The 22,455-nt window shown below is 67.2% G+C and carries 18 protein-coding genes; 5 read left to right on the plus strand and 13 right to left on the minus strand.

From position 1 onward, the window contains the following. The first annotated feature begins 140 nt into the window (after positions 1-140). The gene (locus K329_RS27200; protein WP_084541371.1) at positions 141-1,571 is read left to right on the plus strand and encodes a purine-cytosine permease family protein; all 1,431 of its coding nucleotides are present in this window, start codon (positions 141-143) and stop codon (positions 1,569-1,571) included. Between the two features lie 26 nt (positions 1,572-1,597). Further along, entirely contained in the window at positions 1,598-3,238 is a 1,641-nt protein-coding gene (locus K329_RS0115505; RefSeq protein ID WP_211225878.1) for an amidohydrolase, read from the plus strand. Between the two features lie 348 nt (positions 3,239-3,586). On the opposite strand, the gene K329_RS0115510 is transcribed toward K329_RS0115505, so the two are convergent. After that, the gene (locus K329_RS0115510; RefSeq protein WP_245596576.1) at positions 3,587-4,297 is read right to left on the minus strand and encodes a hypothetical protein; all 711 of its coding nucleotides are present in this window, start codon (positions 4,295-4,297) and stop codon (positions 3,587-3,589) included. A 75-nt stretch (positions 4,298-4,372) separates the two neighbouring features. Between K329_RS0115510 and K329_RS0115515 the strand changes: the two genes are divergently transcribed. After that, complete coding sequence (locus K329_RS0115515; protein WP_052336971.1) at positions 4,373-5,107, plus strand: transporter substrate-binding domain-containing protein; 735 nt, start codon at positions 4,373-4,375, stop codon at positions 5,105-5,107. Positions 5,108-5,482: 375 nt separating this feature from the next. Here the strand turns inward: K329_RS0115515 and K329_RS27205 are convergent, their stop codons facing one another. Both K329_RS27205 and K329_RS0115525 read right to left on the minus strand, forming a co-directional pair. Further along, a complete protein-coding gene (locus K329_RS27205) occupies positions 5,483-6,151 on the minus strand; it encodes a TetR/AcrR family transcriptional regulator (protein WP_052336972.1) in 669 nt (222 codons plus the stop codon). Between the two features lie 4 nt (positions 6,152-6,155). Then, entirely contained in the window at positions 6,156-7,703 is a 1,548-nt protein-coding gene (locus tag K329_RS0115525) for an MFS transporter (RefSeq protein WP_028473770.1), read from the minus strand. A 120-nt stretch (positions 7,704-7,823) separates the two neighbouring features. Between K329_RS0115525 and K329_RS0115530 the strand changes: the two genes are divergently transcribed. Together K329_RS0115530 and K329_RS0115535 are read left to right on the plus strand one after the other, a co-directional pair. Further along, on the plus strand, positions 7,824-8,522 hold the full coding sequence (locus K329_RS0115530; RefSeq protein WP_028473771.1) for an SDR family oxidoreductase: 699 nt from the start codon (positions 7,824-7,826) through the stop codon (positions 8,520-8,522). Positions 8,523-8,564: 42 nt separating this feature from the next. Beyond that, complete coding sequence (locus tag K329_RS0115535; RefSeq protein WP_028473772.1) at positions 8,565-8,984, plus strand: tautomerase family protein; 420 nt, start codon at positions 8,565-8,567, stop codon at positions 8,982-8,984. Positions 8,985-9,284: 300 nt separating this feature from the next. Here the strand turns inward: K329_RS0115535 and K329_RS30365 are convergent, their stop codons facing one another. The 10 genes from K329_RS30365 to K329_RS0115590 all read right to left on the minus strand — a co-directional run bounded on the left by K329_RS30365 (position 9,285) and on the right by K329_RS0115590 (position 22,303). Beyond that, a complete protein-coding gene (locus K329_RS30365) occupies positions 9,285-10,382 on the minus strand; it encodes an ImmA/IrrE family metallo-endopeptidase (RefSeq protein WP_281169820.1) in 1,098 nt (365 codons plus the stop codon). Continuing rightward, on the minus strand, positions 10,379-10,972 hold the full coding sequence (locus K329_RS30980) for a hypothetical protein (RefSeq protein ID WP_169721603.1): 594 nt from the start codon (positions 10,970-10,972) through the stop codon (positions 10,379-10,381). Before K329_RS30980 ends, K329_RS30365 begins: the two co-directional genes overlap by 4 nt. 834 nt (positions 10,973-11,806) lie before the next feature. Further along, entirely contained in the window at positions 11,807-12,487 is a 681-nt protein-coding gene (locus tag K329_RS30370) for a DUF2290 domain-containing protein (RefSeq protein WP_157571768.1), read from the minus strand. A 4-nt stretch (positions 12,488-12,491) separates the two neighbouring features. After that, positions 12,492-14,684, minus strand: a complete 2,193-nt coding sequence (locus tag K329_RS0115550) for a DEAD/DEAH box helicase (protein ID WP_211225879.1) — start codon at positions 14,682-14,684, stop codon at positions 12,492-12,494. A gap of 111 nt (positions 14,685-14,795) precedes the next feature. Continuing rightward, on the minus strand, positions 14,796-16,169 hold the full coding sequence (locus tag K329_RS29705) for a relaxase/mobilization nuclease domain-containing protein (protein ID WP_425411483.1): 1,374 nt from the start codon (positions 16,167-16,169) through the stop codon (positions 14,796-14,798). Positions 16,170-16,380: 211 nt separating this feature from the next. Then, a complete protein-coding gene (locus K329_RS32110; RefSeq protein WP_169721604.1) occupies positions 16,381-18,138 on the minus strand; it encodes a recombinase family protein in 1,758 nt (585 codons plus the stop codon). An 82-nt stretch (positions 18,139-18,220) separates the two neighbouring features. Beyond that, the gene (locus K329_RS31305) at positions 18,221-18,523 is read right to left on the minus strand and encodes a hypothetical protein (protein ID WP_052336973.1); all 303 of its coding nucleotides are present in this window, start codon (positions 18,521-18,523) and stop codon (positions 18,221-18,223) included. Positions 18,524-19,018: 495 nt separating this feature from the next. Then, positions 19,019-19,678, minus strand: coding sequence for a LuxR C-terminal-related transcriptional regulator (locus K329_RS0115570; protein ID WP_245596577.1), 660 nt, complete (start codon positions 19,676-19,678; stop codon positions 19,019-19,021). A gap of 1,195 nt (positions 19,679-20,873) precedes the next feature. Continuing rightward, a complete protein-coding gene (locus K329_RS0115585) occupies positions 20,874-21,767 on the minus strand; it encodes a hypothetical protein (protein WP_157571769.1) in 894 nt (297 codons plus the stop codon). Beyond that, positions 21,764-22,303 (minus strand): SigE family RNA polymerase sigma factor, encoded by a 540-nt coding sequence (locus K329_RS0115590; protein WP_028473779.1) that lies wholly within the window; start codon positions 22,301-22,303, stop codon positions 21,764-21,766. The genes K329_RS0115585 and K329_RS0115590 overlap by 4 nt, the downstream gene beginning before the upstream one ends. Positions 22,304-22,455 lie beyond the last annotated feature (152 nt).

A 22,455-nucleotide genomic window follows, 5' to 3' on the forward strand; every position in this document is an offset into this window, starting at 1 on the left:
GGATCGCGTCATCTGCAGAACAGATGTAAACGGGGGATCACAAGCCTTGTTCAGAAGATGGCGGCTGATCAAGACTGCCGCCACACCGATGCAGGTGGCGGCCTCACGGGCCGAGCCGGCATCCGACGGACAGGATGAACATGAGCTCAGAACGAGACATCACCGCGACGTCGCGTGGCCTCATCGAACGCAACACGATCGGCCCGGTTCCCGCCGACGAACGAAACGGCTCCGCGCTCGGACTCGTCGGGATCTGGCTCGGCGTCAACATGCTTCCGCTCACTGTCGTGACCGGCGGGCTCGCCACCACCCTGTTCGCCCTTCCCTTCTGGTGGGGCGTGCTCGCCATCGTGCTCGGCAACGTCATCGGCGGCGTGCTGATGGCTCTGCACGCCTCGCAGGGCCCGAGCCTCGGGGTCCCGCAGATGCTCCAGGCCCGCGGACAATTCGGCTCGCGCGGCGCCGCGCTCATCGTGGTCGTGGCGACCGTGATGTTCATGGGGTTCTACATCTCGAACCTCGTGGTGGGCTCGCAGTCGTTGAGCTCGGTGTTCCCCTCCATCTCGACGAACGCCGCCATCGGCCTTGCGCTCGTCGTGAGCATGGGAGTGATGGTGATCGGCCTGCGGCTGATCAAGCTGCTACTCACCGTCTCCGCGATCGTCATCGGCACGCTCGTGGTGCTGGCCCTGGCGAAGATCGTCTCGGATGGCGTACCGGCGTCGGTGCTTCAGCAGGGCGGCCTCACCGCCACCGGTTTCTTCTCGATGCTCGCGGTCGGGGCCGTGTGGCAGATCGCGTACGCCCCCTACGTTTCGGACTACTCCCGCTACCTTCCTGCCGGCGTCGGCAGTCGATCGGCGTTCTGGGGCACGTTCGCCGGCTCGCTGCTCAGCGGAGTCCTCATGATGGCTTTCGGGGCTCTCCTCGGCGCGCTCTCCTCGACCGGTGATCCGATCCTCGGCATCGACGAAACGACGGGAAGCCTCGCCACCACCATCCTCATGGCCTTTGCGCTGAGCTCGATGCTGGGCAATGCCGGCAACGTCTACTGTGCCACGCTGACCACCCTGACCCTGGTGGAGAACGTCCGGCCGGGCTGGATCCCACGAGCCCGCGGCCGACTCGTCACGTCGTTCGCGCTGCTCCTCCTCGGAGCCGCGGTCGCCCTCGTCGCCACCGACAACTTCCTCGCCGACTTCACCAGCTTCATCACCATCCTGCTCTACGTGTTGATCCCGTGGTCCGCCATCAACCTGATCGACTACTTCCTCATCCGGCACGGGTCCTACGACGTCGCGTCGTTCTTCGAGCGCGACGGCGGGCGCTACGGACAGTGGAACATCGTGGCCCTGGCCGTCTACGCGGTCGGGCTCGCGGTACAGGTGCCGTTCGCGGTCCTTCCGCAGTACGTCGGCCCGGTCGCGACCTCGCTCCACGGAGTCGACCTCGCCTGGGTCGTCGGGCTCGTCGTATCGGGCGGTCTGTACTACGCCGTCGCTGCCCGGGGACGAGACACCAGCACCCTTTCCGGCGCTCACCGGCCCTTCGACGAGCTCGCCGCCAACTGAACGAACAGAACCGGGAGCCCATCACCGTGACCGACCCCGACCTCGTCTTCATCGACGCCCAAGTCCACGACCATCCCCAGGCGACCTCGGTCGCCGTGCGCGACGGTCGTATCGAGCAGATCAGCAGCACCTCTCTCGCCCACCTTGCCGGGCCTAGGACGGAGGTGATCGACGCCGCCGGAGCCACACTGCTGCCAGGATTCGTCGACGCCCACGTCCACCCCATGGCCGCAGGCGTTCAGCTCATGACCTGCAACCTGGCCGACCTGCCGCACGACCTGGGGCGCTACCTGGACCGCATCGACTCCTACGCGAAGGACCATCCCGAGGCGGAGTGGATCGCGGGCAACGGCTGGTACGGCGACACGTTCCCGGGGGGTCTGCCGACCCGCCAGCAGCTCGACTCCGTCATCCCTGACCGCCCTGCGGTCCTCGTGAGCCACGACGGACACGGGGTGTGGGCCAACTCCCGCGCCCTGGAGCGGGCAGGGATCGACGAGCGCACACCCGACCCCCCGTTGGGCCGGATCAATCGCGACCGCGACGGTCGAGCAACGGGGGTGCTCGTGGAGCGGGCCGGCGACCTGGTCACCGGGCTCCTCCCCCCGATCACCGACCAGGAGCTCGACTCCGCGCTATTGACCGCCCAGGCCTACCTGCACAGATTCGGCGTCACGTCCTGGCAGGACGCCCTGGTCGGCCCGTTGTGGGGGATGGCGGACCCGCTCGACGTGTACCTCCGCCTCGCTGACCGCGGCGAGCTCACGGCGAGGGTGGTCGGCGCGCTGTGGTGGGAAGCCGCTGCCGGGCTGGAGCAGATCGATGGACTGCTCGACAAGCGCGAGCGCAGCCGCCGCAACCGTTTCAGAGCCACCAGCGTCAAGATCATGCAAGACGGCGTGTGCGAGAACTGCACCGGAGCGATGCTCAACCCCTACAGCGGAAATCCTGCGCACGACACCCCCACTGGGATCTCGTTCATCGATCCCGACGAGCTGGCCGGCATCAGTCGGGCTCTCAGCGATCATGGATTTCAGATCCATATGCACGCCGTCGGCGACCGAGCGGTGCGGGAATGTCTGGACGCCCTGGAGTCTGTTGGTCCGGCGGGAGCCGAGAGACGTCACCAGATCGCCCACCTCGACGTGGTCGACCGCGCTGACATCCCGCGATTCGCCGAGCTCGACGTGATTGCCAATATTCAGGCGCTGTGGGCACGACGCGACCGCGAGATCGTCGAGCGCAAGCTGCCGCTCCTCGGAACAGAGCGCGAGCGACAGCATTTCCCGTTCGGCGACCTCTACCGTTCCGGTGCGCGGTTCGCCATGGGAAGCGACTGGCCGGTGACCGATCCCAACCCGTTGTGGGCCATCTACACGGCGGTCACGCGCACAGCTCCCCCAGGAGATCCCCACGGAACGGGCGACGATGCTCAGCGAGTGCCGCTGGAACCCCGCCAGGCGCTCACGGTCGAGACCGCGATCGAGGCCTACACGACGGGTTCTGCCTACGCCAACGGGATCGAGGACGAGGCTGGCTCCATTGCGGTCGGCAAGCTCGCCGATCTCGTGCTGCTTGATCAGCCCATCCTGGGTCACCACGACATCAGCGAGGCTCGACCCGCACTGACCCTGGTTGACGGGCAAGCGGTCTACCGTGCGCCATAGCAAGGCGCCTGCGATACCAGATCCGCATCGCTGCCTTGGGCAATGTGAAGGCTCTGAGCCCAAAGCGTCCTGATTCAGCCCCGGCGGGTGGGCGGTACACGGGGGATGCTTGGGCAAGTCGATCCCTGCTGGCGAGGGCTGCCGTGGCCTTCTCTCCTCCTCGTGACATTCATCCGTAGACCGCGGCGGAGTGATCGTGGGATCGCTGCGCGATCCGGGCCTCGGCTGGCCCATCTGTTTGGCCAGGCGCCGCGCGGCCGCCTCGTGGAAGGACTACCGCGGTGGACGCCATCGACGTCGTGCTGGCCAGCGTGGCACTGGCTCGCCCGCCCGCCCTGCCACCTGACGTCAGGCGGGGTCGGCTGGTGCGGGCGGCGCGAGCCGTTCGAGCGTCGACCGGAGGACGTAGGGCAGGACGCCGCCGTAGCGGTGGTAGAGCTGCTCGCGCGGCGTGTCGAGCCGCGTCGTGACGGTGAAGGTCGTGACCGCACCGCCCACCGGGTGGGTCGCGGTGACGGTGAGCCTCGGGGGCGCCGACGCGCGGCCGGCCAGCCCCTCCACGGCGAGCACCTCGGACCCGTCGAGCCCCAGCGAGGTGGCCGAGTCGCCGTCGGCGAACTGCAGCGGCAGGACGCCCATGCCGACGAGGTTGGACCGGTGGATGCGCTCGTAGGACTCCGCGATGACCGCACGGACGCCCAGGAGGGCGGTCACCTTGGCGGCCCAGTCGCGCGAGGAGCCGGTGCCGTACTCCTGGCCGCCGAGGACGACGAGCGGCACGCCCGCGGCGGCATAGCGGTCCGCGACGGTATCGACCTCCTCGACGGGGTAGGGGAGGGGTGCGGTCAGGTCGGCGGTGAGTCCGCCGGGTCCTCCCTCGGAGAGGCGGTTGCGCAGGCGCGGGTTCGCGAACCCGCCGCGCCTCATCACCTGCCAGTTGCCGCGCCGCGAGGCGTAGCTGTTGAGCTCGGAGACGTCGACCCCCTGCCCGCGCAGGTAGCGGCCGGCGGGGCTGCCCGACGGGATGCGCCCGGCCGGGCAGATGTGGTCGGTCGTCACGGAGTCGCCGACGTACTGCAGGACCCTGGCTCCTGCGAGGTCCGCCAGCAGCGGCGGCTCGGTGCGACCGGCGCGGTGGGCCGCCGCCGCGGCGTCGAGGAACGGGGGGCGATCGACGCCCTGCGCGAGACCCTCTGCCCGCACGGCACGCTGCGTGCCGTCATCAACCTCGGCAACCCCGTGCTCGTCCAGGGCACTCCGGACGCGCCGACGGGCGTCACCGTCGACATCGCCACCGAGCTGGCTCGGCGGCTCGGGGTCGACCTCGAGCTGCGCCCCGTCGGAGCGGCGCGCGACTCCTACGCCGCGCTCGTCGACACCGAGGTCGACCTGGGTTTCCTGGCCGTCGAGCCGGCCCGCGAGGCAGGGGTGCGCTTCACGAGGCTGTACGTCGGGATCGAGGGCGTCTTCGCCGTGCGCCCGGGATCGACCACGGTGGTGATCGACGACGTCGACGTCGCCGGCACCACGATCGCCGTGCGCCGGGGCTCGGCCTACGACCTCTACCTCACCCGCACCGTCCGGAACGCGACGATCGTGCGCGGCGACGAGGTGATCGACGTCTTCGTCGACCAGCACCTCGACGTCCTCTCCGGAGTGCGCCAGCCGACGGAGCAGCTCGCCCAGGCACACGGCCTCCGCGTGCTCGAACCCGCCTTCCAGGCCATCCGCCAGGCGCTCGCCGTGCCGCGCGAGCGCGGTGCCCGGGTCGTCGAGCTCTTGGACGACGTCGTGGAGGACCTCAAGAAGAGCGGCTTCGTGGCCGACAGCCTGCGCCGCGCGGGCCAGGTCGCCTCCGTACCCGAGTAGGCCCCGCCACGGCCCCGCAGTCGTCCACACACGCAACAGACGCCACGGACCGGACCTCGTCGATAACTTATTTGTGTCGCTCTACATTGATGATGGCCACCGCGAACGCCCACCCGCCAGATTGCAGGTCATTGGCTCAATCTGTTCACGACGCAATCGGAGCCGCCCGCGGACGGCTCGGGAACGGGAGAGGTTGGGCCCGCCGCGAGGGGGCTTGTGCGTGCATCTGGGGTTGGGCGACATCCACACCTGCACGTCGTCGAGACCCCGAACAAGCGAGGTCGAAGCCCTGTCGGGAGTGAGGCCGCAGAGGCGGTGTCACTGCCTAGCGGCTCCCGGTAGTCGGTCGCTGCGCAGGCCACCGAGGCCCTGTCACTATGTCCCGGCAATCAAGTCGGCCGGGTCCGCCGCCGAGCCGGTGGTGGCGGCGTAGGACCGGTCGATGGAGGTGAGCACGGTGTCGAGGGTCGCCGCCCTGTCCAGCACGGCCACCCCGGCCAACGGACCCGCGACGGTGAGCATGGCAAAACCGTGCACCGCGGACCAGCAGGTCACCTCGGCGCCCGGTCGCGCGGCAGGGGCGAGGAAGCCGACGTCGACGAGCTCGTCGAGGGCCTCGCCCAGCAGGTCGAGCGGGCCCTGCCCACGGCGGCGCCAGTCACCGTCGCCGGCGAGGGCGGCGAACGCGGCCTGGAAGAGCCCCGGCTCACGCAGCGCGTAGTCGACGTACGCCCGACCGATCGCGGTCAACCGCCGACGCGCCCGGAGGACGGGCGCGACCTCCACGCTGCCGCCACCGGCGTCGAGGTCGGCCAGACGCACCCGCATCGCGCCCACCACCTCGGTCATGGCGTGGTCCGCCACCGCGACGAGCAGGTCCTCGCGGTGGGCGAAGTGGCGGTATGCGGCGTTGTGGGAGACCCCGACGCGTCGGGCCAGCTCGCGAAGCCCGACGCCGCCGGGGCCATGCGCTCGCGCCGCCGCGACCGCCTCCTCGACCAGGGCCTCCCGCAGGCGGCCGTGGTGGTAGGCGGCACCGGTCATGGACTCACCGTAGTCGAGGGGACGACGGCGCAGGGGCCGGCTCGGGGTCGCCCGGAGCCTCGTCCGCGAGCGGGTCGTAGCGGTCGCCCGGCAGGGCGAGCACGGCCGCGAGCGCACCAACGAGGCACAGCACCCCGACGACGACGCACCCCAGGGCGAGGCCGTCGAGGAACGCCGCGTCGACGGCGCTCCCCAGGCCCGGCACCTGCGCGGCGAGGGCGTCCGCGAACCCGACCGAGTCGGCGGCCTCCTGCGCCGTGGCAGCGTCGACCCGGCCCGCGAGGAGCCGGACGAGCTGGTCGCCGTACTGCGACGAGAACAGCGAGCCGACGACCGCGACGCCCAGCGTGCCGCCCAGCTCACGGGTCGCGTCGTTGACCGCGGAGCCGACGCCGGCGCGAGCAGGCGGCAGCACCTGCATGATCGACTCGGTCGCCGGGGTGCTGACCAGGCCGATGCCGAGACCGAGCAGGACCATCTGGGGCACGACCACCGTGGAGTAGGGGACGTCGGCCGAGATGGTCGAGATCCAGAGGAACGCCGCGCCCAGGAGCACGAGGCCGGGCGTGACGACGGCCCTGGTACCGAGGCGGGGCGCCAGCCGCGCCCCCACGATCGACGCCACGGCGATGGCGGTCGCCACCGGCAGGAAGCGCAGACCCGTCTCGAGCGGTGAGTAGTCCCGCACGAACTGGAAGAACTGCGTGATGAGGAAGATGAACCCGAACAGCGCGAAGAAGGCGACGGTGACCGCAGCGCAAGCGGCGCTGAACCGGCGGTCGAGGAACAGGGTCACGTCGATCATCGGGTGCTCGACGGCGCGCTCGACGAGCACGAACACGACCACCAGCGCCGCGGCGACCGTGAACCCCGCGACGGTCTCAAGGCTTCTCCAGCCGTGCTCGGGGGCCTCGATGATGGTCCAGGTGAGCGTGCCGAGCGCCGCAACGGAGAGCACGAAGCCGGGGCGGTCGACGCGCGGCACCGAGGGGTCGCGCGACTCGGGCACGAAGGCGAGCGTCATCGCCATCGTGAGGAGGCTGACCGGCACGAGGGCCCAGAAGACGCTGGCCCACGAGAAGTGCTCGAGCAGCAGACCGCCACCCACCGGGCCGAGCGCGACACCGACGCCGACCGAGGCGCCCCACAGCCCCAGGGCGGAGGCCCGCTCGCGGCGGTCGGTGAAGGTGTTGGCGATAATCGACAACGTCGTGGGGAAGATGAGGGCCGCGAAGGTGCCCATCGCGAACCTGAGCGCGATGAGGGCGCCGCTGGTGTCGACAAGAGCGGCGGCCCCGTTGGTGACCGCGAAGCCGGCCAGGCCCAGCACGAGCGCCGGCCGACGCCCGAAGCGGTCGGAGAGGCTCCCCATCGCCAGCACCAGCGCGGCGAAGGCGAGGTTGTAGCCGTCCACGATCCACAGGAGCGACCGCGTGCCGGCGTCGAGGTCCTGCGCGATCGTCGGCAGCGCGACGTTCACGATCATGGTGCTGAGGTTGATGGTCAGTGCGGCCAGGCACACGGTGAGCAGCACCAGCGGCTTGCGGGGCACGAGGGCTCCTTCAGAAGTGGACGATGTCAACATGACCCTTGCCCATCGATGTTGACAGTGTCAATATCGGACGGGCGTGACGCAGGTCCCTGCGCCACGACACCGACCGAGGAGAAGCAGATGAGCACCATCCAGGGAGCGGTTGCGGTCGTGACCGGGGGCCAGCGCGGGCTCGGCCGGGCCTTCACCCAGGCCCTGCTCGACCGCGGGGCCGCCAAGGTCTACGCCACCGCGCGCGTCCCCGCCCCGACCGACGACCCCCGCGTCGAGGCAGTCGCCCTCGACGTTGACGACGAGGAGTCCGTGCGGGCGCTCGCCGAGCGTGCCGCCGACGCGACCCTCGTGGTCAACAACGCCGGCGTGCTCCACCCGACCTCGCTGCTGACCGGTCCGATGTCCGACGTCGTCGCGACCTTCGAGACCAACGTCTTCGGCGCCCTGCGCGTCTCGCGCGCCTTCGCCCCCGTGCTCGGCGCCAACGGCGGCGGCGCCCTGGTCACCCTGCACTCGCTGCTGTCGTGGGCCTCGGGGTCCGGCCCGTACGGCGCCTCCAAGGCCGCCCTCTGGTCGATGACCAACTCGATCCGTTCCGAGCTCGCCGCCCAGGAGACGCTGGTCGTCGGCGTGCACCTGGGGTTCGCGGACACCGAGATGGTGGCGGCCATGCCGGGCGAGAAGCTGGCTCCCGCGACGGTCGCCGACATCGTGATGAGGGGGGTCGAGGCCGGCGAGACCGAGGTGCTCGTCGACGACGTCACCCGCCACTTCAAGGCGGCGCTGTCCGGCCCCGTGGAGGGCCTCGCCCTCCCGCTGGGTTGACCGTTCCTCCCACCCGACCCGACCGACAGGACGGAGCACCCCGTGCCCCTCTGGACCATCCACACCGCCACCGGCACCTACACGGCCGACGACAAGCGCGACCTCGCCCGCGCGGTCACCGGTTTCTACACCCGTATCGGGCTCCCCGCGTTCTACGTCGTGACGGTGTTCGAGGAGCACGACCGCGAGTCGTTCCTCATCGGCGGCGAACCGGCCGTCGACGCGGTCCGGTTCGTCATCGAGCACATCGCCGTCCACAGCGAAGGACCCGAGCAGCGCCGCGGCCTCAGCAGCGCGATCCACGACCTGCTCGCGCCCTTCACCACCGGCCGCGGCCTGTACAGCGAGTTCCACGTCGACGAGACCCCGCGCGAGCTCTGGTGGGTCGACGGCCACGAGCCTCCCCCATTCGGCAGCGCTCAGGAGAAGCGGTGGGCGGAGGCCAACCGCCCGGTGGCCTGAGCCCCAGGTCCGGTTGGCGGCGTCAATGCGGTCGTAGCTGCGATGGCGCTCTTGTTCTCGACGGCCGGAGCCGAGGAGACCGACGAACCGTCGGGCGGCGTTACGGCCACCCAGCTCGACCTCCACGAACAGGATGGCCTCGCGGTCGACTCGCAGTCGTAAGCGATGGAGATCGGAGTGCCCGTAGAAGTAGCGCGCGACCGACTCCTACAGCAACGACCGTTCTGCGTTCTTCGGGTCGCCTGTACCTTGCCGGAGCTCACCGCCGATAACTTATCTTATGTCGGCCTACGGCCTGTGCTAGGCGAGATCGACTCGAGGTCGCATCTTGCTCCCCGCAGCGAGAACGGCCTCCGTGACCTCAACAGCGATCCGACCCTGAGCCAGAACGCTCGAAAGGTCGACGCCGTGATCAGCCAGCAAATCCCTAGCCACGCCTAGCATCTGGGGTGACTCGGCTGGACCGAGCGGGCCAGGTTCGGGCAGACCCCACACGGACAACTGCTGGTTCGCACGCCGGTAAGACGCATCACTAAGTCGACCCAAGCTGTGGGCTCGGAACACGAGGGCACGCAGGCTCACACCCCAGTGCCGCTTCAAATCGTGAAGCTTGGGCCAGTCAATTCGAGATGGAAGTTGCCTAAATATCTCGTCCTGAGGCATCAGCAATTCGGACGCAAACGAATTGGCCTCGCGCTCAACCAGTTTTGAACCAGGCTCAGTGTCCGGGTGCAGAACGAGATGGCCCAACTCGTGAGCGGCATCGAATCGCGAGCGCGCCTTGTCATCCTTGGACGGGCTTAAGAAGACAAGCGGTCGCCCCCCGGACTGGGTGGACAGCGCATCAACCATTGCGTCAGTACCTCGCGGGAGTCGAATAACTACCACGCCGTGCGCCTCCAGCAGCTGAACAACCGAAGGGATCGGCCCAGCTTCGATGCCCCACTGACGTCGAACTTCGGCAGCGGCGTGAAGGATGGCCTCGGGTGTAATCTCCACTGGCAACTTCAGCTCAGGTAGCGCAACCTCGGGCAGGTCGACGTAGTGTCCCAGCAGCTCAACAAGCTCGAGACAGAGCTCGCCGTAAGCAAGTACCTGCTCACGAGCCTTCGCCGACGTCGCCCGCAAGGACCGGAAATGCGCACCAGAAGCGGGAAGCAATGTCATTGGATTGCCGGCTCCGAAAAACTCTCGCGGCATCCCGAGAACTAGGCATATCTGCGCAAGCACAGCTTGTGTCGGGCGGGTGGCTTTTTCGTACTGCGTGATGGCGGTTGGTGTTACCCCCAACGCGCGCGCCAGATCCGCCTTGGTCATGCCGCGTAACCGGCGAGCGACAGTGAGACGACTCGGGTCGAAGTCGGTTGAGCCTGCTCGCAGACGGCTCTCAGAGCTCACCCCTGACCCTCATCGCTCGGGCGCATCTTGATCTTGATAATCGGCGCCGGTGTCGGTCGCTTATCGAAGTTCGGGCCTTGCGGAGCCACCGAAGTAGTCCCAGCGACACCGGAAGCTTCCGCCTCGTCAAACCAAAGCGTGGACTTCGCAATGAAAGGCGCGTCCCCGATTCCAGGGAGAGTCATCCATCCGGCGGTCTGACTGCGCCCAGGCTCCCCCGCCCACACCACGAGGAACTCACGAAGGGCGGAGGCGGGCTTGTCCGAGAGGTGAGACCAGATCGTGCCTTGCCCTGACGCAGGCGTGAAGTAGCTCCCAAGTTCCTCGCTGTTGGTCTGAGCAATACGCTGCCGCGTGTCGGACTCGCCGTCCCAGTTGACCATCGAGTCCCAGCCCAGGGTCCGGCCAGCCGCAAGCGGCGCCTTCATCACGAAGAAGTGCCGCCCACTCAACGTCAGTTGAAGCGCTCCATGCGGCTTAGAGAAGACCAGTCCGGGAGTTCCCCAGCCGCATTCCAGCTGACCACTGCCGCTCGGCTCTTTGACACCACCGCCCTCGCCGCCCGTGCCACACATCTCGCGCTCAATCAAGTTCGAGAGATTGCGCGCACATAAAGTGCCCAGCGTAGTCGAATCGTCCCCTAGCTCGGGCTCGTGTCGATCTTGATTCCTACTCCAAACCAGGGTGGCGAGACTACTGAAAGCCGCCGACAGACCGGACTTGTTCCAGATGTCGACTGCAGTGTCGACTGCCTCACGGGCTACTAGCTCAGCTTCGCGCACCACCACAGTGAACCACAGCGAGCACTGAGATGCCAATAGTGAACTACCATGCGCACCTCGCGTTGCAATCTGAAGCGATGGTTCTGGGCCGACTCGCATGGCACATACTGCGCCGTCTAATGGCCGAGCCCGTTTGACGGCTCGAGCAGCATTACCTGCTGCGCAGCCGGGGGCCACGTGGGCCAGCCGCTAAGCCGCCGCCGTTCAACTTTGGCCACCACCGAACCGCGCGGATTGTCTCGCTCGACAGCGGTGGGCACCGCGCGTCCCCTCGTGAACGACAACGGCCTGTGAGCCGGCGGGGTCGTCGCCGGCTCCGTGGCTGTCGCGGGCACCGTGCATGGCATAGGAGATGAACGGCTGCTTGCGCTCAACGGCCCGCCAGTTGAAGGCGCGCCGAGGACCTCTTCGTTGGGGTAGCGCAGCGGCTGGATTTCGTCGTACTGGTTGCCCTGCCACAGCGCGCGGGTCGCGTTGCTCGACGTCCGGCGGGGCGCAAGGGGCCGGTCGACACGTGGTAGCACCACCTCGTGTTTGGACATTGGTGCCCAAGCCCGTCGTGAGATCGTCATCGGGAGGGTCTGAGGCTCTGAGAACACCCCCTCGTCGCCAGTTGACCGCGGCTGTCAACCACCAACAACCTCACGCCGTCGGCAAAGCGACGTGAATAAGCGTCCGCTCGAGATCAGAAATTGTCGCCACCGGAGGTTCTGTGCGAGGACCAGGCAGATCGGACGACCACGCCAGTGTTGGAGTTTGATAGAACGCGCGAAGGACGAACTCGATTACATAGTAAGGGCTAGCACCACACGTCAACGGAATACGACAATGCTTATAGGATCCAATTGTGAGGTGGGAGACTGGATGACGAAGCTCTTCTACAACCGCTTCGCGAGCGTCGTAATCAAATCGTAGCGGCACGGTCACCGCGCCCTCGTCGACCACGTCTCCGAAAAGCGCGTCACCAAGATAAAGCTCAGGGTCTTCTTGGAATACTGTCAGGTCAGGCGAAGGGAGAAATGAGACCGCAGATCGTCGCAGTTGGCCCTTTCCACTTGCCGAGAACTCGTACTTGAACGTCATTAATGCGCCGTCAAGGAATCGCAGATCGAAACTGTTTCTTGCGGTTAACTCCCGATGCAGTTCGGCATGGGGAACGCTGCCCACCATTTTCGGCGGGTCTGCGCGCCAGTAACTTGCGACCAACTCACGAACACCATGACGCGGATTCTGCTTGTGAGCAGTGTTGTAGGAACTCAAGAGCCCCCGGGCAAGCAGAAAGCGGGTTGCTTCATTGAGTTCGGCGCTGTACAGGTCGATCAACAAATTAGAATCCCGCGCCCGGCTTCTGCCCCAACTGAGTCAGGTATCGAACCAGCCGCTCACGCGTAGCCGGATCAATATCCTCTGTGTGAATCTCTCCAGAATCTAGGTCTTCGAGGATTGAATTGAGATTCCGGTCAGCGCGACGCACCTTGCCCACCTCCGCCCGGGACAGGTCTCGATGAACAATTTGCATCGTGGTGCGTTCGACCTCCGTCGGATAGCGGAACGCTAGCCGAAAGTTCTGGCGCTTAACTTCGGAAAACTCGTCGATGAGTCGATCCATGTCTTCGCCAACGCCGGTCACCCGAACCCACGCCTTACTGCGAGTGATTGCCGTAAACAGACGATTTCTAATCGTGGCGAGACTGCCGGTATTGGCTATCGACTCATGCGCGTTGGTAACGTAAACCATGCCCGCCTCGTTACCCTTGGCGCGGTAAATTCCGGTAAACGTCACACTGGGCTCGTCGCGCCGGAAGAATACATCGGCAGCTGTATCAACTCCGGCCAAGTGACTGGTGATTTGACGGTCATACAGGGAGGCCATAATCGGGCCGAGGTTGGGTCGTGTCGTATACGGGTCGGGATTGATGACGATAATATCAGTTGCTAGCAATTCGTCGGTGGTGACGTTTCTCTGTATCTCGTCGGCAAGCCATTCGTTTTGCTTCTGGACAGAATCGAACCGGATGAACTGAATAAGATCATCGTCGTCGGAATGCGCCTCTAGGAACTGGGGACTTGATTCTCCAGTTCGCGACAATGTGACGTCCTGTCCCTCAGTAAGAGACCCTTCAAGCACGTCGTACCCAATCTCGCCCCAAAGCTCCTTTTGCTCGAAGATCTGCACCAGTCCAGTCGTCCGACTGGGGGGTGGTGTTCGGTAGACGCCGAAACCCAGGGCGTGGGCCGTCACAAGCACAGGACGGGAATTTCGATAGCACTTCTGCAGAATGATGTCCTTCCGATCTACATCTGGATCGTTCGGATCAAAACTTACTCGGGGCTTCTCAGTCTCGGGAGAAACGCCAAAAATTTCCTCTGCCGGCGGGAGGCCCGTGCCAGCGAGAGTCTGCAATTCGTCGTACGCGTAAACGAGACGCTTTTCACCGCGAAGCATTTCGTAGCACATGCGAAGGAAGGACGGCGGCAGGTCCTGGGCCTCGTCCACTAGGATGGCATCGAACTGCGGAATAATGTTCGACGCCTCGGTCAGCGCATCGCTGCATGCCTGACCGAAAGCGTCACGTTGTCCCCATCGATTCTTGGCACGGCCAAAGTCATAGAACGGCACGTTATTGGTTGTGCAGAACTTCCGATAAACCCCGTCGCGCCGATCTCCTCCGCCACTGCCCCACGAGTTTAGGACATGAACCTTGCTCCAATCCGGTTCCTCCTGGGTCTGCGCGATCGTAAACGTGTTGATCAATCGACGGAACTGATCGGACAGCGACCGCGCGTTGTAAGTAACGGCAATATCCCACTCCGGGTGTGTTGCGTGCAGATAGGCCGCCTTCAGAGCTAGCACAATTGTCTTTCCCGATCCAGCTAGCCCTCGAATGCGCTGCACTCCGTCGATGGTTTCAATCACAGCTTTCGATTGCTGATGGTCGAGGGTCGCGATAGATTCCTCGAGGAGCTTGAGTTTGGCACCCCGAGAAGTCTGATTCGTGACTGGTCTTGGCGTGCTGGACGCGCGAATACTAGATACGGACTGCAGGGCTGACACGGCGTTGCGAAACACAACCTCGTCGCAGCCGGGCCAGTCCAGTTCCCCAATGGTTGACTCAAGGTTCTCATTGGTTGCTACTGGGTGGTCCGAATCCTGAAGATCAGGAACGACGCTGACACCAGGGGCGTAGGTGACGGTGTGAATCGGAATCATCAACTGGCGGCGGGACACCAGGCCCGCATGTTGCTTCAGACGAATTTCTAATCGGTTGAAAGCGTCGTCTTGGCGATCAATTACGTCGCCCAGGTCGGTGCCCTCCACGAGGTCAAAAAGTACGACCCCCTTGGTCGGCGAGACGTACACAGCGTCGAGCGGGCCCCTCCGATCGACCGTCGTCGTGATCGGATAACCGACAAACAACATCCCGCCGCCGTGAGCCGTGCGCGATTCAAAGTGTTGGGCTAGCAGGCCGCTCGAGACCGGCTTGCTGTTCGTGCCTCTCACAACCTCGTTGATCGTCACGCGGTCTACCCTCTCATCTGCAGCCACGAAGCTCGTCCTATCGGCAACACGTTGATGGCCCGCCCTTGTGGGCGTCCCCTTGACCACGGCCCCAATGAACGCGGGCGCTGGTTACAGCCCTTGCGCTGGCTCATCCACTGGCGGAGTGCCTAAGAACGAGGCTCTCGTCACCTCCATACCGTGTGTCTTGGGGCCGGCCGTCACCGCCTCACTCAACCCTCGGCGCTTGGTCACGGCGGGCCCGGCGGTGATCCCCGCGGCCGAGCGTCGCTCAAGGTCCCTCCTCAAGTGCGATGCTGCCTCTCCAGCGGCGGCTGCCTCGGCTTGACGTTGCTGGGCGAGTCGTAACGCACTAATGGCCTCGACGAGGGCAAGGGTGTTAATCACCAGCTGGGCGAGCTCGACGTGCTCGCCGGCGCTGCTGGCGCCGGCGAGGAACAACGCGGCCACCCGCAGGCTCGAACCGGCTCTGCGGGGCGGCAGCGCCACGGCGTAGCCCGTGATCTCCCCGACCTCCGCCGCACCGCCCACCACGGTGCCCACGTCGCCGTTGACGGCGTCCTGAGAACCGCCCGGTCCGGTGGTGGCGCGGCTGCGTTGGGAGTGCCGTTCGCGCACGAACAGGCCGCGCTCGCGCAGCTGCTCGAGGTACTCCAGTGGCGTGGACGACGTCGACGCGCAGTAGCGCATCGTGGCCACCATCTGCTCACGGGTAGCCAGGCGTATCTCCCCGGCCCAGCCCTCGCCCGATGCCCACCGGCGTTGTAGCGCCGGCAACGTCAGGTCGGCCGTGAGGCGGCCGCCGCTGAACCTGACCGGCTCCCCGGCGGCATCGACGTCGCCGGGCAGCGCGAGCGAGTAGCCGGTCACCTCACCCTCGTGCCGCGTCGACATGCGCGGGAACACCAGTACCCCGTCGGCCTCCAGGGCGTCCTTGAACCCCTCGAAGTCCGACGTACCGGCCGCAGCGTTCTGGGCAGCCTCACGCAGCCACAGCCGCGCCGGGACGAGGCCCCGATCGCTGGCACCCGGAGGGCTTCCAGGAGCACGCTCAGGCCCGTCGTCGGCCGCACTCGCGCGGCGCTGCGCCTTCTCCCGCTCGGCGCGTGTCGGCTCCACCGCGGCCGTCCCGTCGCGTCGTTCGGTGCGGGTGATGTCCCACTCCTGCTCGAACCGCGACGCCACCCGGCCGACCGCGTAGTAATCGTTCATGGCCTGCTCGCGGGTGCCATCGGGGTGCGCGAGCGTGGCCACGATGTGAATGTGGTCGTTGCCGCCGGCGCTCACCCCGTGACGCACAGCGAGCCACGCGCAACCGTTCGGATCACCCGCCGGAGCGATCCCGGCCTCGGCCACGATCGCGCGCGCAACCTGCGCCCACTCCTCATCGGTTCGTACCCCGTCCTCGGGCTTGATAGCCACCGAGCAGTGCCACACGTGCTTGCCCTCGAACGCGTCGGCCGCGTGCACCGGGGCCTCCATCATCGACACCAACCGGGTGAACCACCACCGGCCCCGGCAGACCCAGCCGTTGTCCTGGCCGCGCTCTCGCGTCGCATGGCCTCAGCCATCCGCTCGGCGCGGTCGCCGCGCAACGCGGCGAGCCCGTTGTCGAAGATCTCCAACAGGACCGGGTCCATCCCGGGCGGCGGCACCACGGCGGGCGCCGGGCGGCGTCGTCGACGTCGCCCGAACATCACTGCTCCCCCGCCTCAGCCGGGGCCGTCGAGCTGGCCCGCAGGGCGCGCACCACGGTGGCCCGCGAGACCCCGATGGTGGCGGCGACCTGGTCGAGCGTGAGGCCGTCCTCGTCGCGCAGCCGGCGAGCTGCGGCGACCCGCTCAGGCGTCATCACCTTCGGCCGCCCACCGTGTCGGCCGCGGGCACGGGCGGCCGCGAGACCAGCGCGCGTGCGCTCGACGATGAGCTCGCGCTCGAACTCGCTCAGCGCACCGAACACATGGAAGACCAACCGGCCTCCTGGCGTGGTGGTGTCGATCGCCTCGGTCAGGGACCGGAACCCGATACCCCGCTCCTCGAGCGCGTTCACCTGCTCGATGAGGTCGCGCAGCGACCGGCCCAGACGGTCGAGGCGCCACACCACGAGCACGTCGCCGTCGCGCAGGTAGTCGAGCACCTTCGTGAGCTCCGGCCGCGTCGCGGTCGCGCCACTCGCGGTCTCGACGAACACACGCTGCGCGCCGGCCGCGGTCAGCGCGTCGACCTGGAGCCCGGCCGACTGGTCCGCGGTCGAGACACGGGCGTAGCCCACCAGCGTCCGCACCCGCTCCGGCACCGCAGCCGTCAGCCCAGCCGCCGCCGCAGCCGTCATGCCGGTTACACCGGGAACGGTGGTGGTGGGGCTGTCGTCGACGAGGGTCACGTCGCCTTCTCCTTCGGGGTCGATCACGTGGGCAGTGGCGGTGGCGCCGGTCGTGGGATTAGCGGGTGACGCCGGGCGGCGGTGGCTGCTTGGGCTGGCCAGCACCTGGCGCCTGGGGCCCGCCAGGGGCGTACCGGGAGCGTGGGCCGGGCGACGTCGGTGGCTGCACCACCGTGGAACGCGGCACGGAACCGAGCTGCCACGGTGCTCGCGGCTGTGCCGCTGCCCCGGTGCTGCCGGAGCGGTCAGCGGCGCATTCGACCCGTGGCCGGTCGTGGTCGAGGATGCGACCCCACACCTGCTGGGCATCGGCGTTGTCGAGCGTGTGCCTCTCGTGAGCGGCGTGAAGGTCGCCGCACTGCCGCAGCCACACCCGTGCCTGCTCCGGCGACAGCGGCGCCTCCATCTGCTGACGGAGGGCCGCGCTGAACGCTTCTCCACGCGCCTGGAGAGCGGCCGCGTCAGTGCCTGCGATCGGTCCGTCGACGAACGTCTGGTCCGCAGCTCGGGTGTCACCGCGCAGGCGTCCACCTGGGCGGAGGCGCCAATCTGCGCCGCGGTACCCGGGATCGCCGCGACCGCCTGCTCGTGCGCCGCCCCAGGCGTCCAGCGAGCCTGCCGCCCCTGGTCGACGTCGCGGTAGTACCGCTCGAGCGTGGACAGCCGGTTCACCTCCGGCTGCACCCCGACAGCCACCGCGTGCACGTCGTAGCCGTGCGCGGCCGCGAGCTCAATCGTCTTCATCGGCACGCCGGCGTTACGCCAGGTGCCCTCAACCAGGATCGAGTAGCGGTTCTCCAGCGCGTGGTCGACCGCAAGACGCAGCCACTCCCCCACGGCCTGCGCGGTCACGTCCGGCATCACCAACGGCTCGCGGTCAAGCACGACGCGGTAGTCGGGGTGGAAACGCCGGTAGTCGTCGCCGATCAAGCGCGTCACGGGCCCGTAGCCGCCGTGCTTGACGAGCTGATCGCCGGCCTTCGTCTTGCCCGCGCCGGGCTGGCCGCCGAGGAGGATCAGCTTCGGCCCGTCGGCTGCCTCTACCGCGTCGTGGAAGACCCGTGGTTGCACCAGATCGTCCCAGCGCTTTCGGAGGTACTCGACAGGCAGCTGGGTGCGCCACCGCTCAGCTACCTCGTCGTGCGGGCGCCCCTCAGGGGCGTGGGAGAAAGGGCCCCAGAGCGGCCATCTCCTCCTGCCAGGACGGGATCGCCTCCACCTGGGCGCCACGGTCGTTGGAGTCGATCGCCGCGCGCTCACGCTGCAGCGCGAGATCTCGACGCAACCAGTAGCGAGTCCCCGCAGCGTCGCCGGCCTCGACGGCCTGGTCATACAGCGCGACGAGCGTGCCGCCGAGCTGGGTGCCGGTCTCGTGCATGACGTCGTAGAGCACGACGTCGGAGTAGTCGTCGAAGGCGGCCGCGGCCGCGTCGACGACCAGCTGCTCCTGGACCATCGCTCTCTCCTCGCGCTCGGGGCCGGTACTCGTCCCTCGATTCTACGCCGGGCGGATCAGAAACGATAGATGCGCGTTACGTGATCCGTAGATTCTGGCCATGAGTTCTGACCCGCACTTCCGGGGTGCTGAGCGGCCCGCCGGCAGGAGGGTCAAAAACCAACGATTCCGACCCTCCCGCTTTCTGGCCGCGGTTCGGGGGTGTCCGACCGCGTCACGCGTAAGGGACGTGTCAACAGCTCAACCAGGTGGCCAGATGGGTCAAGAACGTAGAGCGCTCGTTCACCGTCTTCATGGCGAATCTCGTTGTCCTCCGAGCGTCGAGGATCACCCCAGTAGTCGATTCGAGACTCGATCAGGGATGCCAGAGCGCGACTCGACGGGCCCCTCCCCGGTCGCGAACGGCCGCGGCAGCTCCACCTCTGGCCAGTGACGCAGGGTTCATGCGAGCTCGGGGCGCTCGGCGTGACGGTGCGCTAGGCGAACGCGCGTGAGCTAGCGCCGGCCGCGAGGTGACTCGGGGGTCCATCCGGCCGACCGGGCGGTGCTCACCGCGGTCAGCTGGGAGGTGACCTCCAGCTTCGACAGGATGGTCTTGACCTGGGTCCGCACGGTTGATTCCGACACCACCCGGAGAGCGGCGATCTCGCGCACCTGACGGCCAGCGATCAGGTGGCCGAGGATCTCGCGCTCACGCGGCGTGAGCCGATCCAGCCGCTCGCGTTGGCCCTGACTGACGGCCCGTTCGAGGTGCCAGCTCTTGAGAAGACTCTCGCGCTCGACGACGTCCATCACCGCCAGCCCCTGGGTCAGCCGACGCGTCACCGACAAGATCTCACTGAGGGGCTGGGACTTGTTCAGCACCTTCCTCGCGCCGTACCTGATGCACTCGCCCCACCGGGCTCGCTCGTGGGACGCGGTGACGACCACGACGGCCGCGCCGGCGTGCGCAAGGGGGCTGATGAGTCGGGCGCCGTCACCGAAAGCGCCGAGGTCGAGGTCGAGCAACACGATCTGCGGCCGGTGATGGACCACGGCCGCAACTACCCGAGCCGTGGAGACGGCCACGTCAGGGGCGGGGACCTGGCGCACGTCGTACCCCTCGAGCCGCATCGCGATCGCGAGCGCTTCGGCGAAGAGGGCGTGGTCCTCCACGATGACCGTGCGTGGCTGTAGGTGCCCCAGCCGGCTCACTGTGAAGTGTCTTGGTCTCGAGGGGAGAGCCCCTGCCATCCGGTCTCGCAGCCACGGTCCGTGCCTCGGGGTGGGCATTCCTGTGCGGCGAACTGGACTGGCAAGGTGGTTCGTTGTCGCATTCTCTGGCCTCAGACGTCGGGCCGTGCCTGGACGTGGTTGACACGCGGCGACACCCCGTAGTCGTCGTCGGACGAGGCGGCACGGTCGACGTGGCGCGAGGCCATGGGCGTTCTCGCTCGAGCGGGGCGCGAACCCCGCTCAGATGTCAGTGCACCACGGCCCGGCTCCCCCGCACAGGGCCGCCGAGCTCTCGGACTGACGAGCAAGTTCCGTCAATACCCGAGACTGGGGATGGCAGCACACCCAGGAGGATGTAGGCGCCCCACTGCACCGCCTCGACTGCTCCGGTCCTGAGGGACGTCTCCGCGGACGTTCTCCGGGGCCGGGCCAGCCGACCTTGCTTCCTGGCGTGGTCAGCGTTGGGTGCCTACTCCAGCAGCGCGTATCGCACGATGTCCGAGACGGAGTCTCTCGGTGTCCCACGGCTGGGACACCCGAGGCCAGGCATCCCCCGACATCGCCTTTGTGTCGACCGTCCCCTAGGAGGTCCTCCCGCGCCCTCTCAGAGACACAGGTGCGGCAGGCACTCAACGTCAACGATCGAGACGCCGGCAGGATTGGTCGAACGCGATTCCTGATCAGGGCAGCACGACGTGCAAACAGTCACGCACATGCAGGCCACCCGCAGGAGGGTGAGCGTTCCATGAGCTGCTCGCTACGCAATCGCCAGGCAATACCCACATAGGTCGCCCGCTCTTCTAGCGAAGTTCAGCACCGGCTCATAAACGACCGTTTTCGACCCGTATAGCCCCCGTTTGCTGGGACGCGTTCCGGACGGGTCATACGGGACGGTCGGTGGGCCTCAACCGCGCGGACGCGCGACCCAGGTCCGAACGTTCCCGGTAGGGGATCGTCTATCGGAACGTCCCTGCGGGGTCATCTCGCGGCGGTGTCACTCGTTGGGACTCAGGCGGGGCGGGCTACTGCAGGGCGGCGCGTCTGCCGTCGGGACGGTCCGGGTCGTCGTCGACCAGGGTTGAAAGAACGGAGCCCGCGGATTGGATCGATTTGGCCGCCACGCCGCGGCCGAAGATCACTCGATTGCCGAAAGCTCGTCAACCAAATTCTGGAAACTGCCCGGCGACTCATGCGTTGACGCGTTGCTGCCAGCGAGAGTGGCGGCGTTCCTGGCCCACCCAGCAACGTCTTCGACGGGGACGCGCATGGTGTCAAAACCTCCGTTCTCGGTCTCGAGAAGAGCGCCCTGCGTGCTCAGACCGATCAGCGGCTCGCCGTCGGGGAGTCCGGCGTTGACGAACTCGCCGTCGAGGGGGAAGCCAATCGCGATGATGCGGGTTCCGACGGGCGCCGCGTCCTCGAACTCCTGCACGGTGGGCGGCGCGTACTCCGGGGTCAACTCCTCGCCTACGGGCATCCACTCCATGCCGCGCTCGACCGAGAAATAGGCCACCTCGCGCTGTGAATCGTCGACGACCTTGCTCGCGTGCTCGACCTCGATGGCGAGGGTCGCATAGCGGGTCGTGACGTCGCCGTCGGAGACCACGCGGCCCTCTGACCAGCTCAGGATGCGTCCACTCACGGCGACCTGATAGCGGTCGACCTCTTCGGTCAGGGTTGGGACCGAAACATAGTCAGACAGAGAGGAGTCCTCGCTCCCCCTGAACACGGCCGCGTCAATGCTGTTGGCAGACGTCTGGTCGGCCGTCGGCCTAGCGCTCGCCTCGAGGCCTGCCTCCGAGCCCGAGTTGGAGAACTGGCTGAGCGCGATCGGGGCGGCCACGACCGCGGCTACCGTGGCTGCCACGGCCAAGACCGCCACGCGCCTGGGCGGGCGTCGGGCGGGCGCGGTCCTGCCCCGCAGGGATGGGAACGGCGCGCTGTCGTGGTGCTCGTATGCGGCGCGGACTCGCCGGTCGAGATCGTCGCCTAGCGACGGTCGCTTCGTCTGCTTTGTCGGCTGTGTCATGGCCGGGCTCCTTCGATAAGAGTGGGTCGCGTCATGGGTTGTTCGAGTGCCTGACGCAGGTTCGCGAGGCCTGCGGATGTGCTGCGCTTGACCGTGCCGGGGGTGCAGCGCAGCAACCTGGCCACATCGGCGACGGACATGTCCTCGAGGTAGCGAAGCGTTACGACCTGGCGTTGCCGTGGGGGCATCCGCGCCAATGCGCTGACCAGCACCAAACGGTCGAGCGCCACACCTTCGAGGTGCCCCAGATCCCCGCCAACCTCTCCTCTCAGGTCGTCGTGGGATGACCCGTCGCCCAGGCGCTCGCGCGAGTGCCAGGCGCGGCGCATCTCGGTGGCGTGGCAGCGCACCAGGGTCGTTCGCGCATAGGCGAAGGGAGCGTCGGGCGAACCGCGGCGCCACGCCCTCAGCAGCTTTTCGAACGTCACCTGGATCAGGTCGTCGGCCTCGGCCGCGTTGCCGGTCAAGCCGAGCGCGAGACTGCGAAGACGGCCGTGGTTCGCTCGCGCGAACTCGACGAAGTTCTCGTCGCTCATGGGAGTGACTCCTTGCTGCCGTCGATGTCTCCGATAGAGACGCGGTGGGCATCGCAATCGGTTGACTCGCACACGCGTTGATCTTCCGGAGGTCAAAGGCTCAACTCTGAGAGGGGTTCCGATAGGCGTCGGGGTCAAGTGGTGGAGGGAGC

Source organism: Nocardioides alkalitolerans DSM 16699 (assembly GCF_000426525.1).
Classification (GTDB): Bacteria; Actinomycetota; Actinomycetes; order Propionibacteriales; family Nocardioidaceae; genus Nocardioides; species Nocardioides alkalitolerans.